Annotated in this window: 1 protein-coding gene; it reads right to left on the bottom strand. The window is 76.9% G+C overall.

Annotated elements, in window-relative coordinates:
* Window positions 1–13: 13 nt before the first annotated feature.
* On the bottom strand, window positions 14–18823 hold the full coding sequence (locus tag ABT026_RS20625) for a non-ribosomal peptide synthetase (RefSeq protein ID WP_351116183.1): 18810 nt from the start codon (window positions 18821–18823) through the stop codon (window positions 14–16).
* Between the last annotated feature and the right edge of the window lie 7 nt (window positions 18824–18830).

Here is an 18830-nt window from a genome sequence, read left to right as displayed (position 1 = left end):
GTCGTCCGGTCCTTCACCGTTCGGGGGATTCGCCGGCGCCACGGGCGGCGGCCTCGAGTTCGCTGAGCACCTGCTCCTCCACCAGCTCCGCCAGCGCGGCGACGGTGCGGGAGACCAGGACGTCGCGGGGGGTGAGCGTGACGCCGAAGGCGTCGTTGGCGCGGGAGACGATCCGCAGGGCCCGCAGGGAGTCGCCGCCGAGCAGGAAGTAGTCGTCCTCGGCGCCGACCGGCGCCTGCAGGACCTCCTCCCAGACGGCGGCGAGCGCCTCCTCGGTGGGGGTGCGCGGGGCGATCCGCCCGGCGCTCTCCTCGGCCCGGGGTGCGGGCGCGGGCAGCGCGGACCGGTCGGTCTTGCCGTTCTCGGTCAGCGGGAAGCTGTCCATGACCACGAACGCGGACGGCACCAGGGGGCCGGGCAGCGTCCGGGCGGCGTGCGCCCGCAGGGCGGCGGCGCCGGGCGGTTCGGCCCCGGGGGCGGTGAGCACGTGGGCGACCAGCCGGGGCAGCCCCGGCTCGTCCTCCCGGACGCTCACCACGGCGTCCAGGACGGCCGGGTGGCGCACCAGGGTGGCCTCCACCTCGCCCGCCTCGATGCGGTGGCCGCGCAGTTTCAGCTGGTGGTCGGTGCGTCCGAGGTGGTGCAGTTCACCGCGGGCGTCGCGGCGCACCAGGTCGCCGGTGCGGTACATGCGGCTGCCCGGCGGGCCGAACGGGTCGGCGGTGAAGCGGGCGGCGGTCAGGCCGGGCCGGCCCAGGTAGCCGCGCGCCAACGCGTCGCCGGCGAGCCACAGTTCGCAGGCCGTGCCGTCCGGGACGGGGCGCAGCCGGGCGTCCAGGACGTAGGCGCGGGTGCCGGGCAGGCGGCGGCCGACGGGCGGGGCGGAGCCGTCGGGCTCCAGCGGGCCGGACCAGGTGGCGACCACGGTGGCCTCGGTGGGCCCGTAGGAGTTGATCATCCGGTGGTGCGGGGCCCAGCGGGCGACCAGTTCGGCGCGGCAGGCGTCGGCGCCGACCACCAGGGTCTTCAGGTCGGGCAGGGTGCCGGGGGTGTCCGGCGGCAGGGTGGCCAGCGCGGCCGGCGGCAGCAGCGTGTGGGTGATCCGCTCCGCGCGCAGGACCTCGGCGAGCTCTTCGCCGAGCAGCGGCCCGGGCCGCGGGACGACCAGCCGGGCGCCGTGCGGCAGGGACATGCACAGCTCCAGGACGGACGCGTCGAAGCTGGGCGTGGAAAAGGCGAGGACCCGGTCGCCCGCCTCGACCCGGTAGTGGGCGGCCTCGGCGGCGGAGAAGGCGGCGAGACCGCGGTGGGTGACCACGACGCCCTTGGGGGTGCCGGTGGAGCCGGAGGTGTAGATGACGTACGCCGGGTCGTCGAGGGTCAGGGGGCGGGCGCGGTCGGCGTCGGTGGGCCGGTGGGCCGGGGCGCTGTCCGGCGAGGCGGCGAGCAGGGCGTCCACCTCCGCCTCGTCGAGGGTGACGGCGGGCGCGGCGTCGCGCAGCATCAGCGCGACGCGCTCCTCGGGGTAGCCGGGGTCGACCGGCAGGAAGGCGGCGCCCGCCTTGGCCGCCGCGAGCTGGGCGATCACCATGGGCGCCGAGCGGGGCAGCAGGAGTCCGACCAGCGTGCCGGGTCCGGCGCCGCGCGCGATCAGTCGGTGCGCGAGGCGGTTGGCCCGTTCCTCGACCTGGGCGAAGGTCAGTTCCAGGCCCGGGGCGGTGAGGGCGGGGGCGTCGGGCCACCGGTCCGCAGCGGCCTCGGCCAGCGCGGCCAGGGGCGCCGGGGCGACCTGCGGGGCGTCGGGCCGGGTGGGGCCGGCGAGCAGCCGCGCGCGTTCCCCGGGAGGCAGCACGTCGAGGTCGTCGAGACGGGTGTCCTCGTCGGCGGCGGCCAGGCGGCGCAGGGTGTGCAGCAGCCGGTCGGCCAGGGAGCGGGCGGTGCTCTCCTCGAAGCAGCGCGGGTCGTGGCCGAGCTCGACCGCGAGCCGCTCGCCGGGCGAGACGACCACGGTGAGGGGGTAGTTGGTGGCCTCCCGGGCGTCCAGCTCACGGACCCGGACGCCCTGGGCGCCGGCCGTGGCGTCGGCCACCGGGTAGTTCTCCAGCACCAGCAGACTGTCGAAGAGTGCGGTGCCCTCGGGCAGCGCGCTCAGGGCCGTCAGCCGGGTCAGCGGCAGGTGCTCGAACCGGCGGTCCTCGGCGCGTGCCCGCTGCGTCTCGCGGAGCCAGTCGGCGCACCGCGCCCGCCCGTCGACGCGCACCCGCGCCGGCAGGGTGGTGATGAACAGTCCGGTGATGGTGTCGGCGCCGGGCAGGTCCGCGGGGCGGCCGGAGACGGTGGTGCCGAAGCACACGTCGGAGGTGGCGCCGAGGCGGGAGAGCAGCAGCGCCCACGCGCCCTGGACGACGGTGTTGAGGGTGAGCCGGTGCCTGCGGGCGAACTCCCGCAGCCGTTCGGTCTCCTGGGCGTCGAGCCGGTGGGACAGCCAGGTGTCCGAGCGGGTGGCGGCGCCGGGCGCGGGCCGGGTGTCGTAGGGCAGCGGGGTGGGTGCGGCGAGGTCGCCGAGGACGGCACGCCAGTGCTCCTCGGCGCCGGTGGTGTCGCGGGCGGCGAGCCAGGCGGCGTGGTCCGCGAACGGCCGCCGCTCCGGCAGGCGCGGCTCCTCGCCGCGGGAGAGCGCGGCATGCGCGGTCAGGACGTCGCCGAGCACGTGGAAGACGCTCCAGCCGTCCAGCAGCAGGTGGTGGAAGGTCCACACGACGCGGACCTCGTCGGTGCCGAGACGGATCAGCGCGATCCGCAGCAGCGGGGCCCGGTCCAGGGCCATGCCGCGGGCCCGGTCCTCGGCGAGCAGCCGCTCGAGCCGGCCGGCCCTCTCCCCCGAGGTCAGCGCCGACCAGTCGTGCTCGGTGACGGGCAGCCGGGCCGCCCGGCGCACCACCTGAAGCGGCTCCGGCACGCCGTCCAGGACGACGGCGGTGCGCAGGACGGGCGTGCGGTCGACGACGTGCTGCCAGGCGGCGGCCAGGGTGCGCGGGTCGCGCACCCCGTCCATGACGAAGGTGATCTGTTCGACGTACAGGCCCTGGCCGGGCTCGTCGAGGCCGTGCACCACCATGCCGGCCTGGGTCGGGGTGAGCGGGTAGATGTCGGCCACGTCCCGGCCGGCGCCCGCGAGGCGGTCCACGGAGGCCTGGTCGAGGCGGGCCAGCGGGAAGTCCGAGGGGGTGCGCCCGCCGGCGGCGGGGTCGGCGCAGTGGCGGACGATCGCGCGCAGCTCGTCCAGGGTCTCGGCGGCGAGCCGGGCGACGGTGTCGCGGTGGTGCACCTCGCGGGAGTACGACCAGGTGAACTCCAGCCGCTTGTCGGTGACCTGGCCGAGTACGTCGATGAGGTGGGGCCGGCGGGCGGCCGGGTCCATGCCGCCGGTCAGCCCTCCGTAGGGGGCCTGGAGCAGGCTGCCGGGGGCGCTCTGCCAGTCCTGCCGGCCCAGGTAGTTGAAGGCGATCTGCGGCGGCCGCGGCAGCTCCGGCGCGCCGCCGCCGCCGTGGCCGCGCAGGTGACGCAGCGCTCCGTGGCCGAGACCGCCGTGCGGGACGGCCCGCAGGTTCTCCTTGACGGACTTCAGCACGGTCCCGGTGTCCGCGGAGCGCGGCACGTCCAGGGCGACGGGGTACATCGCGGTGAACCATCCGACGGTGCGGGAGAGGTCGACCCCGTCGAACAGTTCCTCGCGGCCGTGGCCCTCCAGGGCCACCGTCACCCGGTCGCGTCCGGTCCAGCGGGCCAGGACTCGGCCCAGGGCGCACAGCAGCACGTCGTTGACGCGGGTCCGGTACGCCTCGGGCACCTCCTGGAGCAGGCGGCGGGTGTCCTCGTCGTCCAGGACCGCGGTCAGCGACTCCTCGTGGCCGACGGTGTTCCCGCCGTCCGGGCCGGCCGGCAGGTCGGTCGGCAGCGGCGTCGTCTCGACGCCCTGCCAGTAGGGCAGTTCGGCGTCGAAGCCGCCGGCCGCGGTGTGCGCGGCCAGCCGCGTCGCCCAGCCGCGGAAGGACGTCGACCTCGGGCCCAGGTCGACCGGCTCCCCGGCGCGCAGAGCCCGGTAGGCGGTGTCCAGGTCCTCCAGGACCACCCGCCAGGACACGGCGTCCACCACCAGGTGGTGGGCGGCGAGCACCAGAACGGGCCGTCCGTCCTCGGGGCGGCACAGCGCGGCGCGCAGCAACGGGCCCTCGCGCAGGTCGAATCCGGCGGCCAGCGCCGCGGCGACCTCCTCCGGCGGCGCGTCGCGCACCTCGAGGTGCGGGGGCGCGCCGGGCGCGGTGGCTCGCTGCCGTATGCCGTGCCCGTCGTCGCCGGGTGCGTAGCGCAGGCGCAGCGCGTCGTGGTGGCCGGTGACCGCCGCGAGCGCGGCGCGCAGCAGTTCGGGGTCGGTGTCGGGGTCGACGTGGTGGGCGACCGACTGGCTGAAGTGCGCCGGGTCGCCGGTGAGGGTGTCGAGCAGCCAGTGCTGCACGGGGGTGAGCGGGGCCTCGCCGGTCGCGTCCTCCTCCTCGACGGTGTCGACGGGGACGGGCGGCTGCTGGGCCACGGTGGCGAGTTCGGCGACGGTCTGGTGGCTGAACAGGTGCCGGGGCGTCAGGTGCAGCCCGGCGCGGCGGGCGGCCGACACGATGCGGATGCCGAGGACGGAGTCGCCGCCGAGGGCGAAGTAGTTGTCGTCGGCGCCGACCTCGGGGATCTGGAGCACCTCGGACCAGATGTCGGCGAGGGTCCGCTCGGCGCCGGGCCGCGGCGGGCGGGAGGCGCCGGCGGCGCCGGACGCGGACCACACCGGGTCGGGCAGGGCCCGCCGGTCCAGCTTGCCGGTGGCGCCCAGCGGGAGCCGGTCCAGCTGGGTCACCAGGGAGGGGACGAGGTGGCCGGGGAGGGTGCGGGCGAGGAAGTCGCGCAGCTCGGCCGGGTCGAGGGCACCGGACCCGCGCGGCACGGCGCAGGCGACGAGGCGCCGGTGGCCCTCGTGCTCCACCACCCGCGCGGCCGCCGCGGACACCCCCGGGTGCCGGGTCAGCGCGGCCTCCACCTCGCCCAGTTCGATGCGGAACCCGCGCACCTTGACCTGGTCGTCCGACCGGCCGAGGTAGACCAGGTCGCCGGCGGCGGTGCGGCGCACCAGGTCGCCGGTGCGGTACATCCGGCCGCCGGGCGGCCCGTACGGGTCGGCGGGGAAGCGGGAGGCGGTCAGGCCGGGGCGGCCCAGGTAGCCGCGGGCGACGCCGGTCCCGGCGAGGTACAGCTCGCCGGGGGCCCCGACGGGCACCGGGCGCAGCCGGGCGTCCAGGACGTAGGCACGGGCGCCGCCGACCGGGCGGCCGATGGGCGGGTCGCGGTCGGGGTCGTCGGGGTCGCAGACGAAGGCCGTGGCGTAGACGGTGGCCTCGGTGGGCCCGTAGACGTTCAGCACCCGGCAGCCGGGCGCCGCCGCGCGCACCTGGCGCACGGTCCGCGCGGGCAGCGCCTCACCCGCCAGGACGACGGTGTCCGCGTCGACGTGGACGGCGTCCTCGGCGAGCAGCCGGCCGAGCGCGGAGGGCACGGCGCTGAGCAGCCCGGCCCGCCAGGGCCCCGTCCGCTCGGCGAGGGCGAGCAGGTCACGGACGAGTTCCACCCGGCCGCCGGTCAGCAGCGGGGAGAAGATCTCGAAGACCGACACGTCGAAGTTGAGCGAGGTGGACGCCACCACGTGGGCCAGGCCCCGCCCGGTGAACTCTGCGGCGGCCCAGTCGGTCAGCGCGAGCACCGGGGCGTGGGCGACGACCACGCCCTTGGGCCGGCCCGTCGATCCGGAGGTGTGGATGACGTACGCCGGGTGCCCGGGCAGCAGCGGCGCGTGCCGCTCGCCGTCGGTGACGGGCGCGGGGGACGCGGCGGCCAGGCGCGCCGCGGTCTCCGGGGCGTCGAGGGTGACGCGGGGGAACGGTCCGTCGGGCAGGCGCCCGGCGGTGGCGGTGGCGGTCACCACGGCGGCGGGCCGGACGTCCTCGAAGAGGAAGGCGACGCGTTCGGCGGGGTGGCCGGGGTCGACCGGCAGGTAGCCGGCGCCGCTCTTGAGCACCGCGAGCAGGGCCACGACCAGGTCCTCGGCGCGGGGCAGGGCGAGCGCGACGAACCGTTCGGGTCCCGCACCGGCCTCGATCAGCAGCCGGGCCAGCCGGTTGGAGCGCTCGTCGAGCTGCCGGTACGTCAGCTCCTCGTCCCCGGCGACGACGGCCGGGGCGTCGGGGGTCCGCGCGGCCTGCGCGGCGAACGCCGCGGGGAGGGTGCGGGAGCCGGCCACCGCGGGGACGGCGCCCTTGGGCGAGGTCCCCGCAGCCGGGGCGGGGGCCGTGGCCGGCGCCCCGCCCACAGCCTCGGGCACCGGCACCGGCACCGCAGCCACCGGAGCAGCCGCACCCGCCGTCGCAGCCGCAGCCGCACCCGTCTCCGCTCCCGCGTACCGCTCGAGCAGCGCGCGGCCTTCGGCGGGGGTGAGCAGGGGCAGGTCGTCCAGGCGGCGGCCGGGGTCGGCGGCCATCGCGGTCAGCAGGGTGCGCAGGCTCGCGCCCAGGCTCTCGACGGTGGCCCGGTCGAAGACCGCAGGGTCGTGGTCGAGGGAGACGGCGAGGGTGTCGCCGGGGGCGACGACCACGCTCAGCGGGTAGCTGGTGGGCTCGACGTCGCGTTCCTGGGTGAGGGTCAGGCCGAGCCGCCCGAGGGCGTCCTCGTCGAACGGGTAGTTCTCGAAGACGACGATGCTGTCGAACAGGCCGGTCCCGCCGGGCACCTCGCTCCAGGTCTGGAGCTGGGCCAGGGAGACGAACTCGTGCCGCCGGGACTCCGACTGGGCGGCCTGGAGCTCGCCCAGCCACTCCAGCAGCGGGCGCCTGCCGTCGACCGTGACCCGGGTCGGCAGGGTGTTGATGAACAGTCCGACCATGGTGGTGACACCGGGCAGGTCGGCGGGACGGCCGGAGACGGTGGTGCCGAACACCACGTCCTCGCCGCCGCCGAAGCGTGACAGCAGCAGCGCCCAGGCGCCCTGGAGCACGGTGTTGAGGGTGAGCCCGGACCGCTGCGCGGTCTCCCGCAGCCGGGCGGAGACCTCGGCGTCGAGCGTGACGCGCACCGTCTCCGCGGAGGAGGCGTGGTGCGCCCCGGCGGAGCGCCGGTCCCGGGGCAGTTCGGTGGGCGCGGTGAAGCCGGCCAGCGTCTCTCGCCAGTGGCGCTCCGCGGCGTCCGTGTCCTGGCCGGCCAGCCAGCCCAGGTAGTCGGCGAACGGCGCCCGCCCGGGCACCCGGGGACGGCCGCCCCGGGTGAGGGCCGCGTACCGTTCGCAGACCTCGTCGAAGACCTGGGCGGCGCTCCAGCCGTCGAGCAGCACGTGGTGGAACGTCCACACCACCCGCACACGGTCGGGCGCGAGGCGGATCAGCGTCAGCCGCATCAGCGGGGCCGTCGTGAGGTCGATGCCGGCCTGCCGGTCCTGCTCGAGCAGTCGGTCGAGGTCCGCCGCGCACATGGCCTCGTCCCGGCCGGTCCAGTCGTGGTGGGTGACGGGCACGGTGGCGTGGTGCCGGACGACCTGCAGCGGTTCGGCGGTCTCCTGCCACTCCAGGCGGGTGCGCAGCACGGCGTTGGCGTCGGCGGTGCGCTGCCAGGCCTCGGCGAGGGCGTGCGGGTCCCTGACGCCGGAGAGGGTGAACTGCACCTGGTTGACGTAGGTGCGGCTGTCGGGGTCCAGCAGCCCGTGGAAGAGCATGCCGGCCTGCATCGGCGTCAGCGGGTACACGCCGGCGACCTCGCGGCCGTCCCCCACGACCCGGTCCACGGCCGCCTGGTCGAGCCGGGCCAGCGGGAAGTCCGACGGGGTGCGCCCGCCGGCGTCGGGGCGGGCGCAGTGCGCGACGACCGCCTCCAGCGCCCGCACCGTCTCCTCGGCGAGGCGGGTCACCGTCTCCCGTCGGTGCACGCCGCGGCTGTGGTGCCAGACGATCTCCAGCTCGCCGTCCTCGCCGACCCGGGCGACGACGTCCAGCAGGTGCGGGCGGTCCGCCTCGGGGGCGTCCGCGCCGTCCAGGCCGCCGGGCACGGCGCGCACCAGGGCGCCGCCCTCCGCGCTCCAGTCGAAGCGGCCCAGGTAGTTGAAGCTGATCGCGGGCGCCGGGCCGGAGGGGAGCTCGCGGGTGAGGCGGGTCAGCGCGCCGTGGCCGATGCCGTGACCGGGTATCGCCCGCAGCTGTTCCTTGACGGACTTCAGCGCGGCGCCCCAGTCCCCCCGCGGCACCGTCAGGGCCACCGGGTGCACGGAGGTGAACCAGCCGACCGTGCGGGTCAGGTCGACGTCCTCGAAGAGGGCGTCCTCGCGGCCGTGGCCCTCCAGGGTGAGGGCCACGGTGTCCCGCCCGGTCCACCCGGCCAGCACCCGGCCCAGGGCGGTGAGCAGGACGTCGTCGACGCGGGTGCGGTAGACGCCCGGCACCTCGCGCAGCAGCGCGTCGGTGCGGGCCCGGTCGAGCCGTACGGTGACCGCTTCGGTGTCGGCGACGGTGTTGCCGCCGTCGGCGTCCACCGGCAGCGGCGCGGCGCAGTGCCGGGCCACCGTCTCCCAGTGCTCGCGTTCCGCGGCGAAGCCGCCCGCCTCGGCGTGCGCGCGCAGCCGGCGGGCCCACTCCCGCACCGAGGTGGTGCGTTCCGGCAGCCGGACCGGGTCGCCGGCGCGGGCCTGGGCGTAGGCGGTCTCCAGGTCCTCCAGGAGGATGCGCCAGGAGACCCCGTCGACCACCAGGTGGTGGACGGCGAGCAGCAGCCGGGGAGCCGGGAGGCCGGTGAACAGGCGGGCGGCGAGCAGCGGTCCGGTCTCCAGCCGGAAGCCGGCGTGCGTCTCGGCGGTGACCCTGGTCTCCTCCTCGCGCGCGGCCGCCTCGTCCAGGCCGCCCAGGTCGTGCGTGCGCAGCAGTTCCGGCTCCTCGCCGGGCGCGGCGCACCACTGCGTCCAGGAGCCGTCGTCCTGCCGGGTGAAGCGGGAGCGCAGGGCGTCGTGGTGGTCCCACAGAGCCCGCAGCGCCCGGTGCAGGGCGTCCGGGTCGACGTCGGCCGGGGTCTCGACGACCACGCACTGGTCGAAGATCTCGGGGCGGCGCGGTGCGTCGTCGAGGAACCAGTGCTGGACGGGGGTGAGGGGTGCCTCGCCGGTGACCGGCGCGGTGCCGGCGACCGTGGTGGCGCCTTGTGCGGCGGTGGCGGCGGCCAGGGCGGCGACGGTGGGGTGCCGGAAGAGGTCGCGCGGGGTGAGCGTCAGCCCGGCGGTGCGGGCCCGGGAGACGACCTGGATGCCGAGGATGGAGTCGCCGCCGAGCATGAAGAAGTTGTCGTCGGCGCCGACGCGTTCGACGCCGAGCAGGTCGGCCCAGATGCCGGCCAGGATCCGCTCGGCCCCCTCATGGGGCTCGCGGTAGGCGTCGCCGGGCGCCGACCAGTCGGGGACGGGCAGCCGGCGGCGGTCCACCTTGCCGTTGACGGTGAGCGGCAGTTCGGGGACGGTGACGAACGCGGCGGGCAGCATGTAGTCGGGCAGGCTCGCCGAGAGGTGCTCGCGCAGCTCGGCCGGGCCCGGCACGTCCGCCTGCGGGGCGGGCACCAGGTGTGCGGCGAGCCGCTTGGCCCCGGCGTGCTCGTACAGCGACACGACGGCCTCGACGACCGCCGGGTGGGCGGTGAGGCGGGCCTCGATCTCGGCGGGCTCGACGCGGAAGCCGCGGATCTTGATCTGGTCGTCGGCCCGGCCCACGAAGCACAGTTCGCCGTCCGCGCTCCGGCGCACGATGTCGCCGGTGCGGTACATCCGGCCGCCGGGCGGCCCGTACGGGTCGGCGAGGTAGCGGGCGGCGGTAGCCCCCGGCCGTCCGGCGTATCCGCGGGCCACTCCCGCGCCGGCGAGGTACAGCTCGCCGGGCGCCCCGGGCGGCTGCGGCTGGAGGGCGTCGTCGAGCACGTAGGCGCGGGTGTCGTCGAGCGGGCGTCCGATGGGCAGCACCGCGGGCAGCCGGTCGGCGGCGGTGAAGGGGCGCCAGGTGGCGAAGGTGGTGGTCTCGGTGGGGCCGTAGACGTCCACGACCGTCAGGCCGGGGCAGGCGTCCAGGACACGCCGCACCACGGCGCCCGGCACGGCCTCGCCGCCGGTCCACACCTGCCGCGCGCCGCGCAGACAGCCGGGGTCCTCCTGGGCGAGCAACCGGAACAGTCCGGCCGTCAGGAACAGGTGACGCACCTTCTGCTCGGTCACGGCGTGGCGCACCACGGCCGTGTCCACCTCGGCGGGCGGCGCGAGCACGGCGGTGCCGCCGCGCAGCAGCGGCACCCACAGCTCGTAGGTGGAGGCGTCGAAGGCCTGCGGCGAGTGCACCAGCACCCTCTCGTGCCCGGCGAAGGCCCGGTCGAGGGCGAGCGCGGCGACGTCGCGCTGCCGCGCGGCGATCCCCTTGGGGGTGCCGGTGGAGCCCGAGGTGAACATCAGGTACTGCGCGTTGTCGGGGTGGACCGGCGGCAGCGCGACCGGCGCGGCGGGGTCGCCGGGCGTGTCACCGCGTGCGTCTCCCGTTGCGTCGCCGGCGGGTGTGTCGTCCGCCCGGACGACCCTCCCGTCCGGCAGGACCGCGTGCGCCGTCTCCTCGTTGGCCGCGTCGGTGAGCAGCAGGTCGGCGCCGGCCTCGGCGAGCATCCGTCGCAGCCGTTCGCCCGGCGCCCGGCCGTCCAGCGGGACGTACACGCCGCCGGTGCGCACCAGGGCGAGCTGGGCGAGGACCAGCGGCACGGAACGGTCCATCAGCACGCCCACCGGGCGCTCGGCGCGCACGCCGAGCGCGGTGAGGCGGGCGGCCAGCGCGGCCGCCCGCTGGTCGAGCTCCCGGTAGGTGAGCTTGCGCGCCCCGGCCTCCAGCGCCACCGCGTCGGGCGTGCGGCGCACCTGGGCGGCGAAGAGTTCGGCCGTGGTCGTCGCCGGGGCGCCGGTGGCGGTGTCGTTCCAGGCGTGCAGCACCTGTTCGCGGCGGGCGGGGGTGAGCAGCGGCAGGCGCCCGGGGGCGTCGCCGAGGCCGTCGGCCATGTGGCCGAGGAGGACGAGCAGGGACTCCGTCAGCAGCCCGGCGGTGGCGGCGTCGAAGAGTTCGGGGTCGTAGCCGAGGCTGAGGGACAGCTCGGCCCCCGGCTCGACGACCAGGCTCAGCGGGTAGTTGGTGGTCTCGACGCCCTCGAGTCCGCTCAGCTTCAGTCCGTGGGAGGCGGCCGTGGTGTCGTCCACGGGGTAGTTCTCGAAGACGACGATGCTGTCGAACAGGCCCGCCCGCTCGGGGAGCCGGGTGAGGGCCTTCATCCGGGTCAGCGGGACGAAGTCGAAGCGCCGGTCCTCGCCCTGGTCCTGCTGGAGGCGGTGCAGCCAGTCGGCGGTGGTGCCGGTGCGGGGCACGGTGACCCGGGTGGGCAGGGTCGCGATGAACAGGCCGGTCATGCTCTCGGCGCCGTCCAGTTCCGGCGGGCGGCCGGAGACGGTGGTGCCGAAGACGACCTCGTCGCGGCCCGCGTGGCGGCTCAGCAGGACCGCCCAGGCGCCCTGCACCAGGGTGCCGAGGGTCAGCCCGGCGTCCTTGGCGCGGTCGTGCAGCGCGCGGGTCGCGGCGGCCGGCAGCACGGCGCGCACCGCCTCGCGGGACTCGGCGCGGTGGCTCTCGCGCGGTTCCCGGTCGTACGGCAGCGGGGTGGGCTCGGCGAGGCCGTCCAGCCGCTCCCGCCAGTGGCGTTCGGCCTCGTCCCGGTCGCGTCCGGCCAGCCAGGCCACGTAGTCGCGGAACGGCCGTCGGTGGGGCGGCGCGGCGGTGTCCGGCGCGGCGACGCAGGCGAGGACGTCCGCCAGCACGTGGAAGAGACTCCAGCCGTCGAGCACCAGGTGGTGGAAGGACCACACCACGCGCAGGCCGCCGCCGGGGAGCCGGACCAGGGTCAGCCGCTGGAGCGGCGCCCGGGTCAGGTCGATGCCCTTCTCCCGCTCGGTGCGCAGCAACTCCCGCAGCCGCGCCTCGCGTTCGCTCTCGTCGAGCGCGCGCCAGTCCAGGTGGGCGACCGGCACGGTGGCCTCGCGCCGCACCACCAGCAGGGGTTCGGGGACGTCCTGCCAGACGGCGTGGGCGCGCAGCACCGGGGTGCGGTCGGTGACCCGCTGCCAGGCCGCCGCGAGGGCGGCCGGGTCGCCGACCCCGTCGAGGACGAAGGAGAGCTGGTGGAAGTAGACGCCGCTGTCCTCCTGGGACAGGCCGTGGAAGAGCATGCCCGCCTGGGTGGGCGTGAGGGGGTGCACGTCCTCCACGGCGGCGGGGTCGTCGCCGGTGAGGCGGTCCACGGCCGCCTGGTCGAGCCGGGCGAGCGGGAAGTCGGAGGGGGTGCGGCCGGCGGCGCCGGGGCGGGCGGCGTGCCGGGCGAGGTCGGCGAGCGCGTCGGCGTAGCGCTCGGCGAGGCCCGCGACGGTCGCCTCGTCGTGCGTGGCGCGGGAGTGGTGCAAGGTGAATTCCAGCTGGTCGCCGTCGAGTCGCCCGACGACCTCCAGGGGGTGCGGGCGGGCGCAGCGCGGGTCGGCGTCCAGGGCGAGCGGGCGGGAGGCGGCGCGGTAGAGGCCCCCCGTTCCGCCCGTCGACGCGAACCGGCCGAGGTAGTTGAAGCTGACCTGGGCGGCCGGCCCCTCGGGCAGGGTGCCGGGTGCGGCGAGGTACCGCAGCGCGTCGTGACCGATGCCGTGCCGGGGCACCGCCCGCAGCTGCTCCTTCACCTGCTTGAGCGCCGTGTCCCAGTCCGTGTCCGGCGCGACCGCGAGGGCGACCGGGTGCCGGGTGGTGAACCAGCCGACGGTGCGGCCGGTGTCGACGTCGTCGAACAGTTCCTCCCGGCCGTGTCCCTCGACGTCGACCAGCACCCGCCGGTGGCCGCTCCAGGCGCACAGGGCGCGGCCGAGCGCGGTGAGCAGCGCGTCGTTGGCCTGGGTGCGGTAGGTGTCCTGCAGGGTGCGCAGCAGGGCCGCCGTGACGTCGGGGGCCAGCCGTACGGTGACCTCGCCGGCCGAGCCGTAGGTGTTCGCGCCCTCGCGGTCCGCGGGCAGGGTGGTGCCGGCCTCGGCCGCGGCGCGCTCCCAGTACGCGCGTTCCGCGTCGAAGCCGCCGTCCGCCGTGTACCGGGTCAGGCGTTCGGCCCAGTGGCGCAGGGGTGAGGTCTTCGGCGGCAGGGCGGCCGCGCCGTCCTGCCCCGCGCGCCGGGCCCGGTAGGCGTGGTCGAGGTCCTCGAGGAGGACGCGCCAGGAGACGCCGTCGACCACCAGGTGGTGCACGGCGAGGTGCAGGACGGGCGGCCGGTCCGGGCCCGCCTCGTGCAGCACGGCGCGCAGCAGCGGGCCGTGGGCGAGGTCGAAGGGGCCGTGGTGCGGTGCGTCGGACGCGGGTCCGTGGTGGCGGGCGAGCACCAGGCGGGGCGCGGTCGCGTCGATGTGCCAGCGGACCGCCGCGCCGTCGGCGTCCTCGCCGGGCGTGAAGCGGGAGCGCAGGGCGTCGTGGTGGGCGAGGAGGTCGTTGAGGGCGTCCTCCAGCGCCGCCGGGTCGACGTCGTCGCCCACCTCCAGGGAGACGGTCTGGGCGAAGTGGCCCGCCTGCTCGCCCGCGCTGTCGAACAGCCACCGCTGGATGGGCGTCAGCGGGGCGGGTCCGGCGGCGGACACGGTGTCGGGTGCGGCGGGGCGGCTGCTCGCGGCGGCGTCGGCGCGGCGGGCGAGGGCGGCGACGGTCTGGTGGCGGTAGACGTCGCGGGAGGTGACCGCGAGGCCCGCCTGCCGGGCCTCGGCCACGACCTGGATGCTGAGGATGGAGTCGCCGCCGAGGGAGAAGAAGTTGTCGTCCGCGCCGACCCGGGCGACGCCGAGCGCCTTGGCCCAGATGGCGGCGAGGACCCGTTCGGTGTGCGTCCGCGGGGCCACGTGGCGCGCGGTGCGCTGCGCGGGGCCGGGGTCGGGCAGCCGGCCGCGGTCGAGCTTCCCGTTGACGTTCAGCGGCAGCTCGTCCAGCACCATGACCACCGAGGGGACCATGTGGTCGGGCAGGGTGCCGCCGAGCGTGCGGCGGACCGTCTCGGGTTCGACGGTGGCGCCGGGCTCGGGCACCACGTAGCCGACCAGCCGGTGGTGGCCCCCGTCGGCCCGGGCCGCGGCGGCGGCCTCGGCGACGCCGGGGCAGCCACGCAGCGCCTCCTCGACCTCGCCCGGTTCGATGCGGAATCCGCGGACCTTGACCTGGTCGTCGGTGCGGCCCAGGTACTCCAGTTGGCCGTCGGCACTCCACCGCACCAGGTCGCCGGTGCGGTACATGCGGCCTCCGGGCGCGCCGAACGGGTCGGCGACGAACCGGGCGGCGGTCAGGCCGGGGCGGCGCAGGTAGCCGCGGGCCAGTCCGTCGCCGCCGAGGTACAGCTCGCCCGGGACGCCCGCCGGCTGAAGGCGCAGCTTCCGGTCGAGGACGTAGGCGCGGGTGCGGGCCACCGGCCTGCCGATCGGCGGCGCCTGGTCCGGGTCCTCGTCGCCGGCGAACCAGGCGGTCGCGTAGACGGTGGCCTCGGTGGGCCCGTAGAGGTTGGCGACGGCGCAGCCGGGCATGGCCTGACGCAGGTCCCGCACGGTCTGCGCGGGCAGCGCCTCGCCCGCCAGGACGACGGTGTCCGCGCTCACCGCCGGGCCGCCGCCGGCGAGCATCCGCGACAGCACCGAGGGCACGCCGCTCACCAGCCCCGCCCTGCGGGGCTCGGCGGCGTCGGCGAGGGCGGGCAGGTCGGGGACGATCTCCACGGTGCCTCCCGCGATCAGCGGGCACAGCAGCTCGAAGACGGAGACGTCGAAGTTGAGCGAGGTGGAGGCGACGACGTGGTCCAGGCGTCCGGCGAACCGCCGGGCGGCCCAGTCGGCCAGGTGGGCCACGCTGCGGTGGGTGACCACGACGCCCTTGGGGCGGCCGGTGGAGCCCGAGGTGTAGATGACGTACGCGGGGTGCTCCGGGTCGCGGGGGTGCGCGGGGAGGTCTTCGCCGGACGGGTCCTCGCCCCGGCCGGTGCGCCGCGCGTCGTCGCCCTCCGCGGCCAGGACGTCGTCCAGGAGCAGCACCGGGCGGTCCGGCGGCAGGGCGGCCGCGGTGTCGCGGGTCGCCAGGACGAGGGTCGGGTCGGCGTCGGCGAGCATGAGGCGGATGCGTTCGGCCGGGTAGCCGGGGTCGACCGGCAGGTAGGCCGCGCCGGACCGAAGGACGGCCCAGATCGCCGGGAGGAGGTCGGCGGTGCGGGGCAGGCACAGGGCGACCAGCGTCTCCGGCCGCGCGCCGCGGGCCACGAGCCGTCGGGCGAGCCGGGTGGCGCGGCGCTCGACCTCGGCGTAGTCCAGGCGGGTGTCGCCGCACACCACGGCGGTCCGCCCGGGGGTGCGGGCGGCCTGTGCCGCGAACAGCTCCGGCAGGGTGGGTCCGCCGGACGTCCCCTCCTCGTCGAGCGGGGCCTCGCCGGCGCCGAGCAGGGTTCCCCGCTCGTCGTCGGTGAGCAGTGGCAGCTGGGCGACGGTGCGGTGCGGCGCGTCGGCCATGCCCTCGAGCAGCCGGTGCAGGTGGCGGCCGAACCGGGCGGCGGTGCTCGCCTCGAACAGGTCGGTGTTGTACTCGACGGTGAGGTCGCAGCCTCCGTCGGAGGTGGGCGTGAACTCCAAGACGAGGTCGAAGCGGGCGGCGGGCCGGGGCAGCGGGTGCTCCTGCACGCGCAGGCCCGCCGCGCGGGGCGGGTGCGCGAGCGGCGTCTGCTGGACGACGAGGACCTGCACCAGCGGCGTGCGGCTGGGGTCCCGGCGCGGGGCCAGCTCCTCGACCACCTGGTCGAAGGGCACGTCGGCGTGGGCGAAGGCGTCGAGCACGGTGGTCCGCAGGGACTCCACCAGCCGGTTGACGGTGAGGGTGTCGTCGACCTCGCCGCGCAGCACGACGGTGTTGGCGAAGAAGCCGGTGACCTCCTCCAGGTCCCGCCGCACCCGCCCGTCGGTGACGGTGCCGAAGGCGACGTCGCGCTGCCCGGTGTACCGGGAGAACAGCACGGCCGCCGCGCCGGCGAACAGGGTGAACAGGGTCGTGCTCCGGTGTCCCGCCAACCGCCTCAGCTGGCCGACGAGTTCGGCGGGGATCCGGTGCCGGTGGGCGGCGCCGGCGGTGGTGCGCACGGGCGGGCGGGGGTGGTCCGTGGGCAGGTCGAGCTGCTGAAGTCCGGCCAGCCGGTTCCGCCAGTAGGCCAGGCCCTCGGCGTCGGGCCCGCGCCCGTGTTCCCAGGCGGCGAAGTCCGGGTACTGCAGACCGGGTTCGGGCAGGGCGTCGGGTTCGCCGGACGCCTCCGCCCGGTACAGCGCGGTCAGTTCGCGGACCAGCACGCCTACCGACCATCCGTCGGTGACGATGTGGTGCTGCGCGAGCAGCAGGACGTGGTCGTCCTCGGCGCGGCGCGCCAGCAGGGCCCGGGCGGGCGGGCCGGCCGTCAGGTCGAAGGGGCGGCGCAGTTCCTCGGCGAGCAGACGCTCCGTCTCCTCGTCCCGGCGTCCGGCCGGCACCGGGGGCAGGTCCGCGACGCGCAGCGGGAGCGCGGTCTCGGGGATCACCCGTTGCGTGACCTGGCCGTCGACCTCGGCGAACACGGTGCGCAGGGAGTCGTGGCGGGCGGCGAGGCGGCCGAGGGCGCGGCGCAGGGCGCCGAGGTCGAGGGCGCCGCGCAGCCGCAGCGCGACGCCCGTGGTGTACTCGGCGCCGTCCGGGTCGAGGTCGTACAGGAACCACAGCCGCCGCTGGGCCGCGGACAGCGGGAGGGGCGTCCCCCGTGGGGCGGGCGGGATGGGGTCCACCGGGGCGGCGGCGGACGGGTCGTCGAGGAGCGGAGCGAGCCGGGCGATCGTGCGGGCGGTGAACACGTCGCGCACGGACAGCGCCACGCCCAGCTCGTCGCGGACCCGGGAGAGGGTGCGGGCGGCGAGGACCGAGTCGCCGCCCAGGTCGAAGAAGTCGTCCTCGACGCCCAGGGGTTCGACCCCGAGCACCTCGCTCCAGACGGCGGCCAGCGCGCTCTCGGCGGGTGTGCGGGGCGGGGTGTGCCCGGCGTCGGGGGTGTGCGCCGGCGCGGGCAGGGCCCGGTGGTCGATCTTGTTCTGCGGGGTCAGCGGCAGGGCGTCCAGGACGACCACCGCGGAGGGCACGAGGTGCGCCGGGAGCGAGGCGCCGAGCGCGCTGCGCAGTGCTGCCGGGGCGGGCGGTCGGCCGCGGTCGGCGGGCGTGACGTAGCCGACCAGCCGTCGTCGGCCCGGTTCGTCCTCGCGCACCACGACCACGGCCTCGCGGACGGCGGCGTCCCGCAGCAGGGCGGCCTCGATCTCGCCCGGCTCGATGCGGAAACCGCGGACCTTCACCTGCCGGTCGGCCCGGCCGAGGAACTCCAGCTCGCCGTCGGCCCGCCACCGCGCCCGGTCGCCGGTGCGGTAGAGCCGGGCCCCCGGCGGCCCCCACGGGTCGGCGACGAAGCGGGCGGCGGTCAGGCCGGGGCGGCCCAGGTAGCCGCGGGCCACACCGTCCCCGCCGACGTACAGTTCGCCGTCCGCGCCGGGCGGAACCTCACGCATCAGCGGGTCGAGGACGTGGGCGCGGACACCGGACAGCGGGGCGCCGATGGTCGGGGTGCCGGAGCCGGCGCGGAGCGGGCCGGTCCAGCTGGCGACGATGGTGGCCTCGGTGGGCCCGTAGGAGTTGATCATCCGCCGTCCGGACGCCCACCGGTCCACGAGGGCGGGCGGGCAGGCCTCGGCTCCGACGATGAGCGTGCGCAGGTGCGGCGCGCCGTCCGGTCCGGGGTCGGGCAGGGTGGCCAGCGCGGCGGGCGGGATGAGCGTGTGGCTGATGCGGAACTCGTCGAGCACGGACGCCAGTTCGTCCCCCAGCCAGGGTCCGCCCGGTGGCACGACCAGGGTCGCCCCGGCGAGGACGGAGATGAACAGCTCGAGGACGGAGGCGTCGAAGCTCGGCGAGGAGAACTGGAGCACCCGGTCGCCGGGGCCCACGGCGTAGCGCTCGGCGGCTGCCTCGACGAAGCCGCGGACGCCCCGGTGGGTGACCGTGACGCCCTTCGGCACTCCGGTGGAGCCGGAGGTGTAGATCAGGTAGGCCGCGTGGTCCGCCCCGACGGACACGCCACCCCGGGGGACCCTGTGGGGAGCCACCCCGGCGGCCGATCCCGCCCCGGCGCCCGGGTCCTCCCCCGCGCCGTTGTCCGTTCCCGTGCCGAGCGCCTCCCGCACGGCCGCGAGGTCGTCGAGCACGACGGCCGGCGCGGCGTCGGCGAGCATCAGGGCGCGCCGCTCCCGCGGATATCCGGGGTCGACGGGCAGGAAGGCGGCGCCCGCGAGAGCCGTGGCCAGTTCCGCGGCGATCAGCTCCAGGGACCGCGGCAGGACCAGCGCCACCGTGCGCTCCGGTCCCGCTCCGCGCCGCACAAGGTCGCCCGCGAGACGCCGGGCCCGTGCCTCGAGCTCACGGTAGGACCAGGTGCGCCGGCCGTCGGTGAGGGCGGGAGCCTCCGGCGTGCGCGCCGCCCACGCGGTGAACAGCTCGCCGATCGAGGTCGGCGTGCCGGGCCGCGGGGCCGGGGTGGTGCTCCCGGCCGCCGAGGAGGACGACGCGGGGGTCGGCAGGTCGTGCGGAACCGTCATGAGTGCA

This window comes from Streptomyces sp. NPDC002734, assembly GCF_040295685.1.
GTDB lineage: Bacteria > Actinomycetota > Actinomycetes > Streptomycetales > Streptomycetaceae > Streptomyces.
The sequence above is the reverse complement of the archived record's forward strand: the minus strand, read 5'-3'. Positions and strand labels throughout refer to the sequence as shown.